This window comes from Pantoea phytobeneficialis, assembly GCF_009728735.1.
GTDB classification, from domain to species: Bacteria; Pseudomonadota; Gammaproteobacteria; order Enterobacterales; family Enterobacteriaceae; genus Pantoea; species Pantoea phytobeneficialis.
On the sequence record NZ_CP024636.1, the window covers coordinates 315,129 to 333,452 of the forward strand.

General features: G+C 56.1%; 18 protein-coding genes. 15 read left to right on the top strand and 3 right to left on the bottom strand.

Annotated elements, in window-relative coordinates; translation table 11 throughout:
• Positions 1 to 5: 5 nt before the first annotated feature.
• The 3 genes from ftsE (at position 6) to rpoH (ending at position 2,754) form a co-directional block, all read left to right on the top strand.
• The gene (gene ftsE / locus CTZ24_RS01385; protein WP_013507452.1) at positions 6 to 674 is read left to right on the top strand and encodes a cell division ATP-binding protein FtsE; all 669 of its coding nucleotides are present in this window, start codon (positions 6 to 8) and stop codon (positions 672 to 674) included.
• Entirely contained in the window at positions 664 to 1,647 is a 984-nt protein-coding gene (gene ftsX, locus CTZ24_RS01390) for a permease-like cell division protein FtsX (protein WP_021184049.1), read from the top strand. The genes ftsE and ftsX overlap by 11 nt, the downstream gene beginning before the upstream one ends.
• A 249-nt stretch (positions 1,648 to 1,896) precedes the next feature.
• Positions 1,897 to 2,754 (top strand): RNA polymerase sigma factor RpoH, encoded by an 858-nt coding sequence (gene rpoH / locus CTZ24_RS01395; RefSeq protein ID WP_021184050.1) that lies wholly within the window; start codon positions 1,897 to 1,899, stop codon positions 2,752 to 2,754.
• 92 nt (positions 2,755 to 2,846) lie between these two features.
• On the opposite strand, the gene panM is transcribed toward rpoH, so the two are convergent.
• Positions 2,847 to 3,233, bottom strand: a complete 387-nt coding sequence (gene panM / locus CTZ24_RS01400) for an aspartate 1-decarboxylase autocleavage activator PanM (RefSeq protein ID WP_208724590.1) — start codon at positions 3,231 to 3,233, stop codon at positions 2,847 to 2,849.
• Between the two features lie 404 nt (positions 3,234 to 3,637).
• Between panM and CTZ24_RS01405 the strand changes: the two genes are divergently transcribed.
• The 10 genes from CTZ24_RS01405 (at position 3,638) to ugpQ (ending at position 13,718) form a co-directional block, all read left to right on the top strand.
• Complete coding sequence (locus tag CTZ24_RS01405; protein ID WP_021184052.1) at positions 3,638 to 4,765, top strand: branched-chain amino acid ABC transporter substrate-binding protein; 1,128 nt, start codon at positions 3,638 to 3,640, stop codon at positions 4,763 to 4,765.
• Positions 4,766 to 4,884: 119 nt separating this feature from the next.
• A complete protein-coding gene (livH, locus tag CTZ24_RS01410; protein ID WP_013507457.1) occupies positions 4,885 to 5,811 on the top strand; it encodes a high-affinity branched-chain amino acid ABC transporter permease LivH in 927 nt (308 codons plus the stop codon).
• On the top strand, positions 5,808 to 7,079 hold the full coding sequence (locus tag CTZ24_RS01415) for a high-affinity branched-chain amino acid ABC transporter permease LivM (RefSeq protein WP_021184053.1): 1,272 nt from the start codon (positions 5,808 to 5,810) through the stop codon (positions 7,077 to 7,079). Before livH ends, CTZ24_RS01415 begins: the two co-directional genes overlap by 4 nt.
• Entirely contained in the window at positions 7,076 to 7,843 is a 768-nt protein-coding gene (livG, locus tag CTZ24_RS01420; protein ID WP_013507459.1) for a high-affinity branched-chain amino acid ABC transporter ATP-binding protein LivG, read from the top strand. The genes CTZ24_RS01415 and livG overlap by 4 nt, the downstream gene beginning before the upstream one ends.
• A gap of 1 nt (position 7,844) precedes the next feature.
• Positions 7,845 to 8,558 carry a high-affinity branched-chain amino acid ABC transporter ATP-binding protein LivF gene (gene livF, locus CTZ24_RS01425; RefSeq protein ID WP_208724591.1) on the top strand — a complete coding sequence of 238 codons (714 nt, stop codon included), beginning with the start codon at positions 7,845 to 7,847 and terminating at the stop codon, positions 8,556 to 8,558.
• Between the two features lie 235 nt (positions 8,559 to 8,793).
• On the top strand, positions 8,794 to 10,110 hold the full coding sequence (ugpB, locus tag CTZ24_RS01430) for a sn-glycerol-3-phosphate ABC transporter substrate-binding protein UgpB (protein ID WP_208724592.1): 1,317 nt from the start codon (positions 8,794 to 8,796) through the stop codon (positions 10,108 to 10,110).
• A gap of 60 nt (positions 10,111 to 10,170) precedes the next feature.
• Positions 10,171 to 11,061, top strand: a complete 891-nt coding sequence (gene ugpA, locus CTZ24_RS01435; protein ID WP_208724593.1) for a sn-glycerol-3-phosphate ABC transporter permease UgpA — start codon at positions 10,171 to 10,173, stop codon at positions 11,059 to 11,061.
• Positions 11,058 to 11,903, top strand: a complete 846-nt coding sequence (ugpE, locus tag CTZ24_RS01440) for a sn-glycerol-3-phosphate ABC transporter permease UgpE (protein WP_208724594.1) — start codon at positions 11,058 to 11,060, stop codon at positions 11,901 to 11,903. The genes ugpA and ugpE overlap by 4 nt, the downstream gene beginning before the upstream one ends.
• Before the next feature lies 1 nt (position 11,904).
• The gene (locus CTZ24_RS01445) at positions 11,905 to 12,978 is read left to right on the top strand and encodes a sn-glycerol-3-phosphate import ATP-binding protein UgpC (RefSeq protein WP_208724595.1); all 1,074 of its coding nucleotides are present in this window, start codon (positions 11,905 to 11,907) and stop codon (positions 12,976 to 12,978) included.
• Positions 12,975 to 13,718 (top strand): glycerophosphodiester phosphodiesterase, encoded by a 744-nt coding sequence (ugpQ, locus tag CTZ24_RS01450; protein WP_208724596.1) that lies wholly within the window; start codon positions 12,975 to 12,977, stop codon positions 13,716 to 13,718. The genes CTZ24_RS01445 and ugpQ overlap by 4 nt, the downstream gene beginning before the upstream one ends.
• Here the strand turns inward: ugpQ and CTZ24_RS01455 are convergent.
• A complete protein-coding gene (locus CTZ24_RS01455; RefSeq protein ID WP_021184060.1) occupies positions 13,715 to 13,990 on the bottom strand; it encodes a DUF2756 domain-containing protein in 276 nt (91 codons plus the stop codon). The two genes, ugpQ and CTZ24_RS01455, sit on opposite strands and share 4 nt — an antisense overlap.
• A gap of 190 nt (positions 13,991 to 14,180) precedes the next feature.
• Here CTZ24_RS01455 and ggt point away from each other — a divergent pair, with 190 nt between their 5' ends.
• Entirely contained in the window at positions 14,181 to 15,932 is a 1,752-nt protein-coding gene (gene ggt / locus CTZ24_RS01460; RefSeq protein WP_021184061.1) for a gamma-glutamyltransferase, read from the top strand.
• Positions 15,933 to 16,431: 499 nt separating this feature from the next.
• Here the strand turns inward: ggt and CTZ24_RS01465 are convergent, their stop codons facing one another.
• The gene (locus CTZ24_RS01465; RefSeq protein ID WP_208724597.1) at positions 16,432 to 16,950 is read right to left on the bottom strand and encodes a GNAT family N-acetyltransferase; all 519 of its coding nucleotides are present in this window, start codon (positions 16,948 to 16,950) and stop codon (positions 16,432 to 16,434) included.
• 330 nt (positions 16,951 to 17,280) lie between these two features.
• Between CTZ24_RS01465 and gntR the strand changes: the two genes are divergently transcribed.
• On the top strand, positions 17,281 to 18,276 hold the full coding sequence (gene gntR / locus CTZ24_RS01470) for a gluconate operon transcriptional repressor GntR (protein ID WP_208724598.1): 996 nt from the start codon (positions 17,281 to 17,283) through the stop codon (positions 18,274 to 18,276).
• The last annotated feature ends 48 nt before the right edge of the window (positions 18,277 to 18,324 follow it).

Below are 18,324 nucleotides of genomic sequence, written 5' to 3' on the forward strand. Positions count from 1 at the left end.
TTGGGATGATTCGCTTTGAAGAGGTCAGTAAGGCATATCTGGGCGGACGTCAGGCGCTCCAGGGGGTGGATTTTCATCTGCGCCCCGGTGAAATGGCGTTTCTGACCGGCCACTCTGGCGCGGGGAAAAGTACCTTACTGAAGCTGATTTGTGGTATTGAGCGCCCGAGCGCCGGGAAAATCTGGTTCAGTGGGCACGATATCTCCCGGCTGCGGAATAGCGAAGTGCCTTTTTTGCGTCGTCAGATTGGCATGATCTTCCAGGATCACCATCTGCTGATGGACCGTTCGGTGTATGACAACGTGGCGATCCCGCTGATCATCTCGGGAGCCAGCGGTGAGGATATTCGTCGTCGCGTCTCTGCGGCACTGGATAAAGTGGGCCTGCTCGACAAAGCGAAAAGTTTCCCGATTCAGCTCTCTGGTGGTGAACAGCAGCGCGTCGGCATTGCGCGCGCGGTGGTGAATAAACCCGCCGTACTGCTGGCGGATGAACCGACCGGTAACCTTGATGAAGCGTTGTCGGAAGATATTCTGCGCCTGTTTGAAGAGTTCAACCGCGTTGGTGTAACGGTGCTGATGGCTACCCATGATATGGGCCTGATTGCCCGTCGTAACTATCGCATGATGACGCTTAATCAGGGACGCCTGCACGGAGGCCATGATGGTCAATAAACGCAATAAGCGCACACCGGCGCCGAAAGCGAAACAGCCTTCAAAAAGCAAAGCGCTGAAGGGCGGCTGGCAGGAGCAGTGGCGCTATGCGCTGCGCGGCACGCTGTCTGATATGTGGCGTCAGCCGTTGGCGACGTTGCTGACGGTAATGGTGATTGCCATCTCGCTGACGCTGCCGAGCGTTTGCTATATGGTGTGGAAAAACGTCAGCCAGGCGGCAACCCAGTGGTATCCGGCTCCGCAGCTGACGGTGTATCTCTCCAAAACGCTGGATGACACCGCGGCGGAAAACGTCACTGCACAGCTGAAGCAGTTGGACGGCGTGAAGAACGTCGACTATCTGACGCGGGAAGAGGCGCTCAACGAATTCCGCAACTGGTCCGGTTTTGGCGGCGCGATGGATATGCTGGAGCAGAATCCGTTGCCAGCCGTGGCGATTATCACGCCGAATCTGAATTTCCAGAGTGCCGATACACTGGCGAGCCTGCGTGATCGGGTGTCCAAAGTGCAGGGCGTCGATGAAGTGCGCATGGATGACAGTTGGTTTGCCCGTCTGGCGGCGTTGTCTGGGCTGGTAGGACAAATTGCGGAGATCATTGGTCTGTTAATGGTAATCGCGGTATTCCTGGTGATTGGCAACAGCGTGCGTCTCAGCATTTTTGCGCGCCGCGATACTATTAACGTTCAGAAATTGCTGGGTGCAACTGACGGCTTTATCCTGCGTCCGTTCCTGTATGGCGGGGCGATGTTGGGTTTAAGTGGCGCGGTGTTATCGCTGATTTTGTCTGAAGTGCTGGTGCTGCGTCTGCAATCGGTGGTCGCGCAGGTGGCGCAGGTATTCGGCACCAGCTTTGATCTGGAAGGATTTTCCTGGGATGAAGCGCTGCTGCTGTTGTTAATTGCTGCCATCATCGGCTGGATTGCTGCCTGGCTGGCAACGGTACAACATTTACGCCGATTTACGCCCCAGTAAACGCCTGACACATTTTTTTGGTATAATAGTCCTCTGCTGCCGACAATCGGGCGCAGAGGATTTTTTCTCCGCTTCCCTTCCTGTCATCTGTGTGTAAAATATTCACTGTTACGATGGAACTTGTGGATAACTTTGATCTCTAAGTTCGGGTAGCACAGATTGCTTTCGGATTTCCCGCGACGTTGACTTAATGTATCGTCTGCTCATGGGAACGTGCAGCAATATTCCACTGAATTTGTGAGGGTTTGAATGACCAAAGAAATGCAAACTTTAGCTATTGCTCCTCTTGGTAACCTGGAATCGTATATTCGGGCTGCCAACGTCTGGCCGATGCTGTCGGCAGAAGAGGAAAAAGCGCTGGCTGAACGGCTGCATTACCAGGGCGATCTGGATGCGGCTAAGACGCTGATCCTGTCTCATCTGCGCTTTGTTGTTCATATCGCTCGTAACTATTCCGGTTACGGCTTGCCACAGGCAGACCTGATTCAGGAAGGGAACATCGGCCTGATGAAGGCGGTGCGTCGCTTCAATCCTGAAGTGGGTGTGCGTCTGGTGTCGTTTGCCGTGCACTGGATTAAAGCTGAGATTCACGAATACGTGCTGCGTAACTGGCGTATTGTGAAGGTCGCTACCACAAAAGCACAGCGTAAGCTGTTCTTTAACCTGCGTAAAACCAAGCAGCGTCTGGGCTGGTTTAACCAGGACGAAGTCGAGATGGTAGCGCGCGAGCTGGGCGTGAGCAGCAAAGATGTGCGTGAAATGGAATCGCGCATGGCGGCACAGGATATGACTTTCGACATGTCGTCTGACGACGAAAACGGCGAAAGCAAAACCATGGCCCCGGTGCTGTATCTCCAGGATAAAACGTCTGACTTTGCTGATGGCATTGAAGAGGACAACTGGGATGCACACGCCGCCGATAAACTGACCGACGCGATGCAGGGCCTGGACGAGCGTAGTCAGCACATCATCCGTGCGCGCTGGCTGGATGAAGAGAACAAAACCACCTTGCAGGAACTGGCCGACCAATACGGCGTTTCCGCAGAGCGTGTACGCCAGCTGGAAAAGAACGCCATGAAGAAATTACGTATGGCAATTGAAGCCTGATAAAAGCACATAACCTGTAGCGGCGCGATTTATCGCGCGCCTTTGACGTTATTACAACGGACAAAAGCGCGATAAATCGCGCCGCTACGTTTTTATCGTGTCCAGCCATCACCCTGCGCGCGAAAGCCGCAAGCCTGCATAAACGCAGCACGAATGTCCTGTTCATCAGCGCCGTCATCGGCCACCCACCACTCTGCCAGCGCGCTGTTCTGCGCCAGCGTCTCCTCCAGCAAATATTTCCCCACGCCGCGACGACGCGTCACTTCCCGCACCTGAAGCTGGGTAATTTTTCCCTGCGCGCCCTGAATGGTCAGTTGCAGTGCCGCCAGCAGACGATCATTAAAGCGCGCGGCATACATCCGTTGTGTCTCGCTCAGCTGGGCTTCCAGCTGTGAAATATCGATTTCCGGCCAGACTTTGGTCAGGTCGATTCGATCCTGCGTCGTCAACGATGTTAAGCGCTGAATAGTGAGCTTCATTCCCCGTACCTGTACTAGTGCAAAGGGCATAGTGTAGCGAATTTAGACAGTCAGAGCGCTGTCACTTTTTTTTGATGAAAATAGGTCAAACAACAGCCTGTTTGCCAGGATGATAGTTGAACAGAGTGATGATTGGTTAAATAGCTAGCATAATTAGCTGGCAAGTCGGCGAAAATACGGCCATAACAACCAGACGATTCTGCTGTTCAACCCAGCTATAACTGAATATGTCAGTTGATTTACAGAAGAAACTTCCTGTTTAATAACCTGAAAAATAAAGCCTTATTACCAATAAATGCCAGAAAAGTGCGCTAACTCATTATTCCAGAATCAGTTTTCCTCTTTCACTGGCAGAAAATAATCCAACTCACAACAGACACGACACAACAGATGGGGAAGTTCGCATGAAAATGAGTAAAGGACGCGCATTATTGGCGGGCTGCGTAGCGCTGGCGATGAGCCATGCGGCGCTGGCAAAAGACATCAAAATTGCCATCGTCGGTGCAGCAACCGGTCCGGTAGCCCAATACGGCGACATGCAATTTACCGGTGCGGCACAGGCCATTAAAGACATCAATGCCAAAGGCGGTGTCAACGGCGATAAACTGGTTGGCGTGGAATATGACGATGCCTGCGACCCGAAACAAGCGGTAGCGGTTGCCAACAAAGTTGTGAACGATGGTATCAAATACGTTATCGGTCACCTCTGCTCCTCTTCTACCCAGCCGGCCTCTGATATCTATAACGACGAAGGCGTGCTGATGATCACCCCGGCAGCGACCGCACCGGAACTGACCGCGCGTGGTTATGCTGACGTGATGCGCACCACCGGCCTCGACTCCGATCAGGGCCCGACGGCGGCAAACTACATCCTCGATACCATCAAACCAAAACGTATCGCTGTGGTGCATGACAAGCAGCAATACGGCCAGGGTCTGGCGGAGTCGGTGCAGAAAACCCTGAAAGCCAAAGGCGGCAACGTGGTGCTGTTCGAAGGTATCACCGCTGGCGATAAAGATTTCTCCACCCTGATTGCGCGTCTGAAGAAAGACAACGTCGACTTCGTTTACTACGGTGGTTACTACCCGGAGCTGGGGCAGATTCTGCGCCAGGCAAAAGCCGCGGGCCTGAACGCGGGCTTTATGGGACCGGAAGGGGTGGGCAACGCCTCACTGTCTAACATTGCCGGTGATGCATCTGAAGGTCTGTACGTGACCCTGCCGAAGCGTTATGACCAGCTGCCGGACAACAAAGCGATTGTTGACGCCATCAAAGCCAACACCGCACCGAACCGCAAAGATCCGACCGGTCCGTTCGTCTGGACCACCTATGCCGCGATTCAGTCGCTGGTGGCCGGTATCGAGCGCAGCAAGAGCGACGAGCCTGATGCGATCGCCAAGAACCTGAAAGAAGGCGCACCGGTTCCGACCGTGATGGGCAACCTGAGCTGGGACCAGAAAGGTGACCTGAAAGGCTTCGAATTCGGCATCTTCAAATGGCATAAAGACGGCTCATCAACCGCGATCAAGTAATCGTTGCATCCAGCACGATCGCAAGGGCGGCCTTCAGGCCGCCCTTAATCAAACCGGTTAATTTACCGCCAGTCGCGGTAACGATTTACCATCACGGACGTGTTTCTAAGGTACTTGTTATGTCCGAGCAGTTCCTCTATTTCCTCCAGCAGATGTTCAACGGAGTGACCCTGGGCAGCACCTACGCGCTGATCGCCATTGGGTACACGATGGTTTACGGCATTATCGGCATGATCAACTTCGCCCACGGCGAAGTGTACATGATCGGTAGCTATGTCTCCTTTATCGTCATCGCCGCGCTAATGATGATGGGCATCGACACCACCTGGCTGATGATTGCCGCCGGTTTTGTCATGGCGATCATTATCTCCAGCGCCTACGGCTGGAGTATCGAACGTGTGGCGTATAAGCCGGTGCGTTCCTCCAAGCGCCTGATCGCGCTGATCTCCGCCATCGGGATGTCGATCTTCCTGCAAAACTACGTCAGCCTGACGCAAGGTTCGCGCGATCTCGCGCTGCCGAGCTTGATCACCGGGCAATGGACCTTGGGTGAAAGCAACGGCTTTGCCGCCACGCTCTCCACCATGCAGTTGATGATCTGGGTTGTGACCTTTATCGCCATGTTGGCACTGACGGTATTTATCCGTTATTCACGTATGGGGCGCGCCTGCCGTGCCTGTGCAGAAGACCTGAAAATGGCCAGCCTGCTGGGTATCAATACCGATCGCGTGATTTCACTGACCTTTGTGATTGGTGCGGCGATGGCGGCAGTGGCTGGCGTACTGCTGGGGCAGTTCTACGGTTCCATCAACCCGTTTATCGGCTTTATGGCCGGGATGAAAGCCTTCACTGCCGCAGTACTGGGCGGGATCGGCAGCATTCCGGGGGCGATGATCGGTGGTCTGGTGCTGGGCATTGCCGAAGCATTGACCTCGGCCTATCTCTCTACCGAATATAAAGACGTGGTCTCCTTTGCGTTGCTGATTGTCGTGCTGCTGGTGATGCCAACCGGCATTCTTGGCCGTCCGGAGGTGGAAAAAGTATGAAGCGCCTCGGACTGGTTAACGCCGTTATCTCTACGGTGATGTTGCTGGTGCTTGCCACCTTCTTTATGGGTATGCGCCTTGATCTTGATGGCACCAAACTGGTGGTATCCAACGCCGGAACGGTGCGCTGGAACTGGATTTTTGTCGGTTGCGGCGTGGTATTCCTGTTCCAGTTGCTGCGTCCGTTATTCCACGGCAAATTCAAACGCAGCGGCAATGGCCTGGTGCTGCCGGGCTTTGATGGTTCAACGCCGAAGCAGAAGCTGGTGATGGTGTTGATGATCGTGGCTGCGGTGATCTGGCCGTTCCTGGTTTCGCGCGGTAGCGTGGATATCGCCACCCTGACGCTGATCTACGTGATGTTGGGCCTCGGGCTTAACGTGGTGGTGGGCTTGTCGGGCCTGCTGGTGCTGGGCTACGGCGGCTTCTATGCCATCGGTGCCTATACCTTCGCCTTGCTGAACCACTACTACGGTTTTGGCTTCTGGCAGAGCCTGCCGCTGGCGGGTCTGGTGGCCGGGGCGTTCGGCTTACTGCTCGGTTTCCCGGTGCTGCGTCTGCGTGGTGACTATCTGGCGATTGTCACCCTCGGCTTTGGCGAAATCGTCCGTATCCTGCTGCTGAACAACACCTCGATTACCGGCGGTCCAAACGGTATCGCGCAGATCCCGAAACCGACCCTCTTCGGCCTGGAGTTTGGTCGCAAGGTCAGCGAGGGCGGCTGGGGCACCTTCCACGAGGTGTTCGGCATGAAATACGATCCCAATGACCGCGTGATTTTCCTCTACCTGGTGGCGCTGCTGCTGGTAGTGCTGACGCTGATTATCATCAACCGCCTGCTGCGTATGCCGCTGGGCCGTGCCTGGGAAGCGCTGCGCGAAGATGAAATCGCCTGCCGTTCTCTTGGTCTTAGCCCGACGCGTATCAAGCTGACGGCGTTTACCATCAGCGCGGCCTTTGCCGGTTTTGCCGGTACGCTGTTTGCTGCGCGCCAGGGCTTTGTCAGCCCGGAATCCTTCACCTTTGTCGAGTCGGCGTTTGTGTTGGCGATTGTGGTGCTGGGGGGCATGGGCTCGCAGTTTGCGGTCATCCTCGCCGCTGTGTTGCTGGTGGTATCGCGTGAGCTGATGCGTGACCTCAACGAATACAGCATGCTGGTACTGGGTGGCTTAATGGTGCTGATGATGATTTGGCGACCGCAGGGGTTGCTGCCGATGAAGCGTCCGCAGCTGAAACTGAAACAGGGTAAAGCAGGAGAGCAGGCATGAGTCAGCCTTTATTAGCCGTAGAAGGCCTGATGATGCGTTTTGGTGGCCTGCTGGCAGTCAACAACGTGGCGCTGGAACTGCGGGAGCAGGAAATCGTTTCGTTGATTGGTCCAAACGGCGCGGGTAAAACCACGGTGTTCAACTGCCTGACCGGTTTCTACAAACCCACGGGCGGCAGCATCAAACTGCGCGATCAAAATCTGGCCGGCTTACCGGGGCAGAAAATTGCACGGATGGGCATTGTGCGTACCTTCCAGCATGTGCGCCTGTTTCGTGAGATGACGGTGATTGAAAACTTGCTGGTGGCGCAACATCAGCATCTGAAAAGCGGCGTATTTTCCGGGTTATTCAAAACCCCGGCGTTCCGCAAAGGCGAAAGCGAAGCGCTGGACCGCGCTGCCACCTGGCTGGAACGTATCGGCCTGCTGGAGCTGGCGAACCGTCAGGCGGGTAACCTTGCTTATGGTCAGCAACGTCGTCTGGAGATCGCACGCTGCATGGTCACGCGCCCGGAAATCCTGATGCTGGATGAACCGGCGGCCGGTCTGAACCCGAAAGAAACGCACGAACTGGACGAACTGATTGCCGAACTGCGCGGTACGCATAAGGTGTCGGTGTTGTTGATCGAACATGATATGAAGCTGGTGATGGGCATTTCTGACCGTATTTACGTGGTCAATCAGGGAACGCCACTGGCCAACGGCACGCCGGAAGAGATTCGTAATAACCCGGATGTGATCCGTGCCTATTTAGGAGAGGCGTAATATGGCCAACCCAATGTTAACCATTGAAAACGTCAGCGCCCATTACGGTAAAATTCAGGCGCTGCATAACGTCAGCCTGTATATCAATCAGGGCGAAATTGTCACCCTGATTGGTGCCAACGGTGCAGGCAAAACTACGCTGCTCGGTACGCTGTGTGGCGAGCCGCGTGCAACCGCAGGCACCATTACGTTTGATGGCAAAACCATTACCGATTGGCAAACCGCACGCATCATGCGTGAGGCGATCGCCATTGTCCCGGAAGGGCGTCGGGTGTTTTCGCGCATGACGGTGGAAGAGAATCTGGCGATGGGGGGCTTCTTTGCCAGCCGTAGCCAGTATCAGGAGCGTATTGAGCGCGTCTATGATCTGTTCCCGCGTCTGGCGGAGCGTAAGGTGCAACGTGCCGGTACCATGTCCGGTGGCGAGCAGCAGATGCTGGCGATTGGTCGTGCGCTGATGAGCCAGCCGCGTCTGCTGTTGCTGGACGAGCCATCGCTCGGCCTGGCGCCGATTATCATTCAGCAGATTTTCGACACCATCGAGCAGCTGCGTAAAGAAGGGATGACCATCTTCCTTGTCGAGCAGAACGCCAACCAGGCACTGAAACTGGCCGACCGTGGCTACGTGCTGGAGAACGGGCATGTGGTGCTGGAGGATAGTGGCGAAGCGCTGTTGTCCAACGAGGCGGTAAGAAGCGCCTATTTAGGTGCCTGAGTGCCCTAACCCTCTCCCGCGAGCGGGAGAGGGAATTGATCGAGCCAAACTTATATATTGCACGTCTCCTTCTCCCGCTTGCGGGAGAAGGCCGGGATGAGGGCAACAAGCTGCACTCAGCCTTGTCACATTCCCGTCATTAACCTGTTATTTTTCCGTCATTTTCCCGTGTCATGTTACTTCGCGAACAAAAAATGCGTGATTTCGCGCGTACCTACATGCACAGGAAAACATTATGTCCGCTTTTACGCTTCGTCCCCGCCTGATGAGTGCCCTGCTCGGTCTGATGCTCAGTGGTCATGCACTGGCTGCCACCGAAATTCCTTTCTGGCACTCAATGGAAGGCGAGTTAGGCAAAGAAGTTGATTCTCTGGCACAACGTTTTAACCAGGCCCACCCAGACTACAAAATCGTCCCGGTCTACAAAGGCAACTATGAACAAAGCCTGGCGGCGGGGATTGCCGCTGTGCGTACCGGTAAAGCACCGGCCATTTTGCAGGTGTATGAAGTGGGTACTGCCACCATGATGGCGTCCAAAGCCATTGTGCCGGTGCATCAGGTGTTCCAGGATGCCGGAATCGCATTTGATGAAAAACAGTTCGTCCCGACTGTCGCGGGTTACTACAGCGATTCCAGCGGCCATTTAATCTCTCAGCCGTTCAACAGCTCCACCCCGGTGCTGTACTACAACAAAGACGCCTTCAAAAAAGCCGGTCTGAACCCGGATCAGCCACCAAAAACCTGGCAGGAACTGGCAAAAGACGCCGATGCGCTGCGTAAAGCGGGCCTGACCTGCGGTTACGCCAGCGGCTGGCAAGGCTGGATTCAGATTGAAAACTTCAGCGCCTGGCACGGCTTGCCGGTGGCGACCAAAAACAACGGTTTTGACGGCACAGACGCTGAGCTGGAGTTCAACAAGCCGGTGCAGGTTCGTCACATCCAGATGCTGGAAAACATGAACAAGAAGGGTGATTTCACCTACTTTGGCCGCAAAGATGAATCCACCGCGAAGTTCTACAACGGCGATTGCGGCATCACCACCGCGTCTTCCGGTTCACTGGCGGATATCAAACACTACGCCAAATTCAACTTTGGTGTCGGCATGATGCCGTATGACGCAACCGTGCCGAATGCACCGCAGAATGCCATCATCGGTGGTGCCAGCCTGTGGGTGATGAAGGGCAAAGATGCCAACACTTACAAAGGTGTGGCGGAGTTTATGCAGTTCCTGGCGCAACCGGAAATCGCCGCCGAGTGGCACCAGAAAACCGGTTATCTGCCGATCACCACGGCGGCGTACGAGCTGACCAAACAGCAGGGCTTCTACGACAAGAACCCGGGTGCCGATATCGCGACGCGCCAGATGCTGAACAAAGATCCGCTGCCGTTCACCAAAGGGATGCGTCTGGGCAATATGCCGCAGATTCGCACCATCGTGGACGAGGAGCTGGAAAGCGTGTGGACCGGCAAACAATCGCCGCAGGCAGCGCTGGATAACTCAGTTAAACGCGGAAACGAACTGCTGCGCCGTTTTGAGCAGCAGGTGAAGTAACCCGCCGTAACGGGGCAGGCCGCGTGTCTGCCCCGATCTTTTTGCCTGAACGAGTCCGTTATGTCCTCATCATCACGCCCGGTTTTCCGCTCCCGTTTGTTGCCCTATCTGCTGGTACTGCCACAGCTGGTGATCACCGCCATCTTCTTTCTCTGGCCAGCCGGTGAAGCGCTGTGGTACTCACTGCAAAGCCTTGATCCCTTTGGTATCTCCAGCACTTTTGTTGGGCTGGATAACTTCAGACGGCTGTTCAGTGATGAGTACTACCTGGCCTCTTTCTGGACCACCATTGAATTCAGCGCGCTGGTCACGGGGTGCGGCATGCTGTTTTCTCTGCTGCTGGCGGCGCTGGTGGATTATGTGGTGCGGCTGAAAAAACTCTACCAAACCTTGCTACTGCTGCCGTATGCGGTGGCCCCGGTGGTCGCGGCAGTGCTGTGGATGTTCCTGTTTAACCCCGGACTCGGCCTGTTCAGCCATCTCCTTAACCAGATCGGTTACAACTGGAACTACGCGCAAAACAGCGGCCAGGCGATGTTCCTGATCGTGCTGGCATCGATCTGGCAGCAGATGAGCTACAACTTCCTGTTTTTCTTTGCGGCGCTGCAATCGATCCCCAAATCGCTGGTGGAAGCAGCGGCGATTGACGGTGCCGGGCCGGTGCGGCGCTTCTTTAACCTGTCGCTGCCGTTGATCACCCCGGTGAGTTTCTTCCTGCTGGTGGTCAACCTGGTCTATGCCTTCTTCGACACCTTCCCGGTGATCGATGCCGCCACTGGCGGTGGGCCGGTACAGGCGACCACCACGCTTATCTACAAAATTTATCGCGAAGGGTTTACCGGGCTTGATCTCTCCTCGTCGGCAGCGCAATCGGTGGTGCTGATGTTGCTGGTGATTGGCCTCACTATCCTGCAATTCCGCTTTGTCGAGCGTAAGGTGCAATACCAATGATTGAGAACCGACGCGGGCTGGATATCTTCAGCCACACGCTGCTGGTGCTGGGTGTGCTGACGATCCTGTTTCCGCTGTATGTCGCCTTTGTCGCGGCAACGCTGGACAACAACGCGGTTTATCAGGTGCCAATGACGCTGATCCCAGGTCACCACCTGTGGGACAACATCGCGCGCATCTGGACTCAGGGCGTTAACGGCAGTGGCCCGGCGTTTGGCCTGATGCTGTTCAACAGCCTGGTGATGGCGCTGAGTATCACCGTGGGCAAAATCGCCGTCTCGATGCTGTCGGCATTTGCGCTGGTGTGGTTTCGCTTTCCGCTGCGCTCGCTGTTTTTCTGGCTGATTTTCATCACCCTGATGCTGCCGGTGGAAGTGCGTATCTTCCCGACGGTGGAGGTGATTGCGACGCTGCATATGCTCGACAGCTACAGCGGTCTGACGTTGCCGCTGATGGCCTCGGCCACCGCCACCTTCCTGTTTCGCCAGTTCTTTATGTCGCTACCGGATGAGTTGATTGAAGCGGCACGCATCGACGGTGCCAGTCCACTGCGCTTCTTCTGGGACATCGTGTTGCCGCTGTCGAAAACCAATCTGGCCGCGCTGTTTGTCATTACCTTCATCTACGGCTGGAACCAGTATCTGTGGCCGCTGCTGATCATCAATGATGCCAGCCTTGGCACAGCCGTGGCCGGGGTGAGAAGTATGATCAATACCAGCGGCGGTCCGACGCAGTGGAATGAAGTGATGGCGGCAATGTTATTAACCCTGATCCCACCGGTGGTGGTGGTTTTAGTCATGCAGCGTGCCTTTGTGCGTGGCCTGGTGGAGAGTGAGAAATAAAATGGCAGGCGTAACCCTTCAGACCGTCACCAAATCGTATGACGGCAAAAATCAGATCATTCAGCCGCTGAATATCACCATCAACGATGGCGAGTTTATGGTGATGGTCGGGCCTTCCGGCTGCGGTAAATCCACGCTGCTGCGTATGGTGGCCGGGCTGGAGCGCGTCAGCTCTGGCGATATCTATATTGACGACCAACGTGTTACCGATCTGGAGCCGAAAGATCGTGGTATCGCGATGGTGTTCCAGAACTACGCGCTCTACCCACATATGACGGTAGAAGAGAACATGGCCTATGGCCTGAAAATCCGTGGTATGGGCAAAGAACAGATTCGCCAGCGCGTACTGGAAGCGGCGCGTAGCCTCGAACTGGATCATCTGCTGACCCGTCGCCCGCGTGAGTTATCCGGCGGTCAACGCCAGCGTGTGGCGATGGGGCGCGCCATCGTGCGTGAACCGGCGGTGTTCCTGTTTGATGAACCGTTGTCAAACCTTGATGCCCGCCTGCGCGTGCAGATGCGGCTGGAGCTGCAACAGCTGCACCGTCGTCTGCAAACCACCAGCCTGTACGTGACGCATGACCAGGTTGAGGCGATGACGCTGGCACAGCGCGTGATGGTAATGAACAAAGGCATTGTCGAGCAGGTGGGCACGCCGGTTGAGGTGTACGAACGCCCGGCCAGCCAGTTTGTCGCCGCTTTTATCGGCGCACCGGCGATGAACCTGCTGCCGGGGCAGATCAACAGCGACGGCACCCGTTTTACCCTCGATGCCCTGCACGCGCTGCCGCTGGCGGAAAGCAAGGCGAAGTGGGCCAATCGGCCACTGACGCTGGGCATTCGCCCGGAGCATATCCAGCTAACAAGCCGAGAGGCGGGGGGGATTCCGTTGGTGGTGGAGACACTGGAAATGCTCGGTGCTGATAATCTGGCGCATGGTCGTATCGGTGAGGCGCGATTGGTGGTACGTTTGCCGCACAGCGAACGCCCGCCGGCGGGCAGCAGCCTATGGCTGCATTTGCCGTCGGAGGCGTTACATTTCTTCGATTCAACTCATGGAAAGCGTCTGGAATGAGTAAGCACAACTGGCCGTATCCGCACATTGTCGCCCATCGTGGCGGCGGTAAACTGGCCCCGGAAAACACCCTCGCCGCCATTGATGTGGGGGCGCATTATCACCACCAAATGATTGAGTTTGACGCCAAACTCTCAGACGATCGCCAGATTTTCCTGCTGCACGATGACACCCTCGATCGCACCAGCAACGGCTGGGGCGTGGCGGGCGATTTGCCGTGGGATAAGCTGGCGCAACTGGATGCCGGTAGCTGGTTCAGCAACAAATTTGCCGGTGAGCCGCTGGCGCTGCTGAGTGACGTGGCCGCGCGCTGCCGTCAGCATCAGATGATGGCGAATATTGAGATCAAACCGACCACTGGCAAAGAGGTGGAGACGGGGCGCGATGTGGCGTTAGCCGCGCGTGAATTGTGGCAGGGGCAAACTGCGCCGCTGCTCTCTTCTTTCTCGTATCAGGCGCTGGAAGCCGCCATGCAGGCGGTGCCAGAACTGCCACGCGGCTTGCTGCTGGATAGCTGGCATGATGACTGGCAAGCGCTGACCTCAAGTCTGGATTGCGTCTCCATTCACCTCAACCACAAATTGCTGAATGCCGAGCGCACCGCGCAGTTGAAAGCGGCAGGTCTGCATATCCTGGTTTATACCGTGAATCAGCCCGAGCGGGCGCGCGAGCTGCTGGGGTGGGGCGTCGATGCGATCTGTACCGACCGCATCGACATTATTGGTCCCGACTTCCGTTAATTGGTCTTCTGCTGGCCCGGCTGCGTTTTGATGATGCGCTGCTGGGCGCTGTCGCGATGTTCCTGCATTTTGCGCTGTAAATCCTGTTTCTGCTGTTGCTGATCCTGTTGCAGCTTCAGTTTCTCCTGCTGCTGCTGGATTTGCATCTGCGTCTGCATCCGTTGCTGGCTTGGGTTGTAGCCCGGTTTAAAGGGTTCGTTGGTGTTATTCAGCATATTCGCCATGCTGCTTAACGGCAGCAGGGCAGCGAAAACAATCAGCCATTTTTTCATGATCACTCCTCCATTAATGCCGCGGTGCTGTGTGTCTGGCGTAACCGCAGCAACCATAAGTTTATGCGATATTAAAAAGGGCCAATCCAGGAGTGCACCTAATTTGAGTTAGCTGCTAATCTTTTTCAGTGTTTGTAAACACTTGCGTCAATGTAAACAATTATAAACAACTGAAAAGGATGGTAGTGGCATGCGGATACAAGGCAGTGTACGCCAGCTCGGCTGGGCGTTGTTGATGAGTTTTACCGTGGTGCAGGGGGGACAGGCGGCACCAAACAGCGCACCTCCCGTCTCTTATGGCGTGGATAGCGATACCTTCCATCCGGTGAAGGCGAAACATGGCATGGTGGCCTCGGTGGATGCGACCGCCACTGACGTGGGCGTGGAGATTCTCAAGCAGGGTGGCAATGCGGTGGATGCCGCGGTCGCGGTCGGCTTCGCGCTGGCGGTGACCCATCCACAGGCCGGAAACCTCGGTGGCGGCGGATTTATGTTGCTGCGTACCGCCTCCGGGCAGACCACCGCCATCGATTTCCGCGAAATGGCTCCGGCGCGTGCCTCGCGCGATATGTTCCTTGATAAACAAGGCAACGCCGACAGTAAGTTATCACTCACTTCCCATCTGGCATCGGGTACGCCAGGCACGGTGGCGGGTTTTGCGCTGGCCGCTCATAAATATGGCACGCTGCCGTTAAGCACTTTGCTGGCCCCGGCAATCAAACTGGCGCGGAACGGCATCATTGTTAACGATGCGCTGGCGGATGACCTCGCCACCTATGGCAAAGAAAACCTGATCAATCACGACAACAGCCGGGCCATTTTCTACAAAGCCGACGGCCAGCCTTATCAGAAGGGCGATCGTCTGGTGCAGAAAAACCTCGCGCACAGCCTGCAATTGATTGCGCAACAAGGGCCGGATGCCTTCTACAAAGGCAAAATTGCCGACGAAATCGCCGGTGAGATGGCACAACATGGTGGTCTGATTGGCAAAGCTGATTTGGCAGCCTATCGCGCCGTTGAGCGCAAACCGGTCAGCGGCAGCTATCGCGGCTATCAGGTCTTCTCAATGCCACCGCCGTCATCAGGCGGCATTCATATCATCGAAATCCTTAATATCCTGGAAAACTTCGATTTGGCGAAGATGGGCTTTGGTAGCGCCGATGCGATGCAGGTGATGGCCGAGGCAGAAAAATACGCCTATGCCGACCGCTCGGAATATCTCGGTGACCCGGATTTTGTGAAGGTGCCGCAGCAGGCGTTGACCAGCAAAGCTTACGCGAAATCGCTGGCGCAGCAGATTGATGTCAACAAGGCGCGCCCGTCGAGCGAAATCAAACCGGGCAAGCTGGAGCCGTACGAGAGCAATCAAACTACCCATTTCTCCGTGGTGGATAAGGACGGCAATGCAGTGGCGGTGACCTACACGCTGAATACCTACTTCGGTAGCGGCATTGTGGCCGGGCAGAGCGGTATCCTGATGAACAACGAGATGGATGACTTCTCCGCCAAACCGGGGACACCGAACGTCTATGGTCTGGTTGGTGGTGAAGCCAATGCGGTGCAACCTGCCAAGCGTCCTCTGTCGTCGATGTCACCGACCATTGTGGTGAAGGATGGCAAAACCTGGCTGGTGACCGGTAGCCCTGGCGGCAGCCGCATTATCACCACGGTGTTGCAGATGGTGGTCAACAGCATCGATTTTGGTATGAATGTGGCCGAGGCGACCAATGCGCCGCGTTTCCATCATCAGTGGCTGCCGGATCAGCTGCGTGTGGAGAAGGGCTTTAGCCCGGATACCTTGCGTTTGCTGGAGAGCAAAGGTCAGCATGTGAAGGTGCTCCCGGCGATGGGCAGTACCCAGAGCATTATGATTGGGCCGGATGGCACGCGTTATGGTGCATCCGATCCGCGTTCGGTGGATGATTTAAGCGCGGGTTATTAAAGGCTCCGTGGTTTCGTTCGCACTGAGCGGGTTTCGTTCGCCATAGGCTGATGCAGTTTCAGCTCGCCGGTGCGGCGACCGAGCAAAGGGCGCCTGGCCGCATCCTTTGCAATCCCGGGCCCTGCGCCAGCCTCTTTTTTTGCGCGATAAATCGCGCCGCTACGGGTAACGTGCTGCCATTTGTAGCGGCGCGATTTATCGCGCAATTAAGAGAGCACCTGGCTTTCAGGCGATGGGGTGGGCGGCATCCGCAGCGCTGAGCGCAGAGTGAAGGCCAGGACGAGCCGCATGGATGCGGCGAGAGGGCGGAATGAGCCAGGGATGGCGAATCCGCGCGGGCCGTACGGCCTGAGTGATAAGCGAGGGAACAGCGCTATGCGCTGCGCGAGGACGGCGCAGGGAGCGGATTGCAAAGGTGCGCGCCCTCGCACCTTTGCCCGTCCGCCTGCACGTAGCGGCTGAAACTCCACTATGTTTGGCGGGCGGAACCTATTCGGTGTCAACCCACTGCCACCTGGCCAGCTTCCCCTTTCAACCGCGCCATATAATGGGTATCCACCAGCGCGCCGTTCCGCATCGCATAACGGCGCGCGGTGCCCTCAATCTCAAACCCAAACTTCTGATACAACCCAATCGCGGCTTTATTGTCGGCAAACACCGTCAGCTCAATGCGCGTCACCTGCAACCAGTTGTCGCACAGGTCCACCATCGCCGCCATCAACGCGGAACCGACGCCACGGCGGTGAAACGCTGGATCAACCCCCATCCCGATAGTCGCGGTATGACGACGGCGCATCGCCTCCAGCACGCTGACGGTGAGTTGTCCCACCACCTGTCCATCAATGCACGCCACCAGACGTTGCTCACCCGGACGAATGTTTTGCAGTCGCTCCTGCCACAGCGCAGGCGATTGCAAGGGTAAATGCAGGGTATCCGCCTGGGTTTCAGCGTGGCTGTAAAGCTGAAACAGTACGGCGGCGTCATCAGGCGTGGTGTGACGCACAGTGATCAGACTCATGGTGCGGCTCCTTATGCAAAATGAAAAAATCCCCTTTAACATCAAGGATTTTTTATCGCTGGTCAATTGAAAATAATTCTCAAAAGGACTTTACAGACGCGAATGATAATGATTATTATTGCGATGCGGTCCCGGGAAGTCCTCCTGACAAACCGGGAAAGCACGACATTGCTCACATTGCTTCCAGTGTTTCTTAGCCAGCTCGGGTGCTGGCTTTTTTTTTGTCTTTTTCTCCGACATTCGGCAACGATCCCGCTTCCCGCGCCCCGTTTACAATCGCATGACAATTTAATGATAGACTCAGCGTATCTCTGACCTCAGGCGCTTACGATGAAGAAAAAAAGACCGGTACTACAGGACGTTGCCGATCGCGTCGGCATCACCAAAATGACCGTCAGCCGCTACCTGCGCAATCCAGAGCAGGTCTCCGCTGCGCTGCGTGACAAAATCGCCATTGCGCTGGACGAGTTGGGTTACATCCCCAACCGCGCTCCTGACATGCTCTCTAACGCCACCAGCCGCGCCATCGGTGTGCTGCTGCCGTCACTGACTAACCAGGTATTTGCTGACGTGCTGCGCGGGATTGAAACCGTCACCGATGAGGCGGGGTATCAGACGTTGGTGGGGCACTTCGGCTATAACGCACAGAAAGAGGAATTACAGCTGCGTTCGCTGCTGGGCTGGAACATCGATGGGGTGATCCTGACGGAACGCACCCATACGCCGGGTACGCTGCGTATGCTCGAAGTGGCAGGCATCCCGGTAATCGAAATGATGGACTCGGTTTCACCTTGCCTCGATATGGCTGTGGGCTTTAACAACGTCGAAGCGGCGCGTCAGATGACCCATGCTATCCTGAAAAAAGGCCATCGCCACACCGTCTACCTCGGTGCGCGCCTTGATGAACGTACCCTCCAGAAACAGCAGGGCTACGAGCAGGCGATGCGTGAAGCCGGGTTAACACCGCACAGCGTGATGATGGAAGATGCCTCGTCCTTCAGCGCCGGAGCCTTGTTGCTGCGTGAGGCGCAACGACGCTATCCGCAAACCGACAGCTTGTTCTGTACCAACGATGACCTTGCAGTCGGGGCGATGTTCGAATGCCAACGTCAGGGATTGAGCGTCCCGGAGCAAATGGCGATTGCCGGTTTCCACGGTCACGATATCACCCAAGTGGTTAACCCGCGTCTCGCGACGGTGCTGACCCCGCGCGAACGCATGGGACGGGAATCGGCGGCGATGCTGCTGGCGCGAATTGGCGGCGATCGTTCCGTCACTGTGCCACTGGATGTCGGGTTTGAAATTGCCGAAGGCGGCAGCATCTGATTCTGGCGATTTTTTGAGTCAGTTCACACTTTCGTGCTTTTCCCGGTA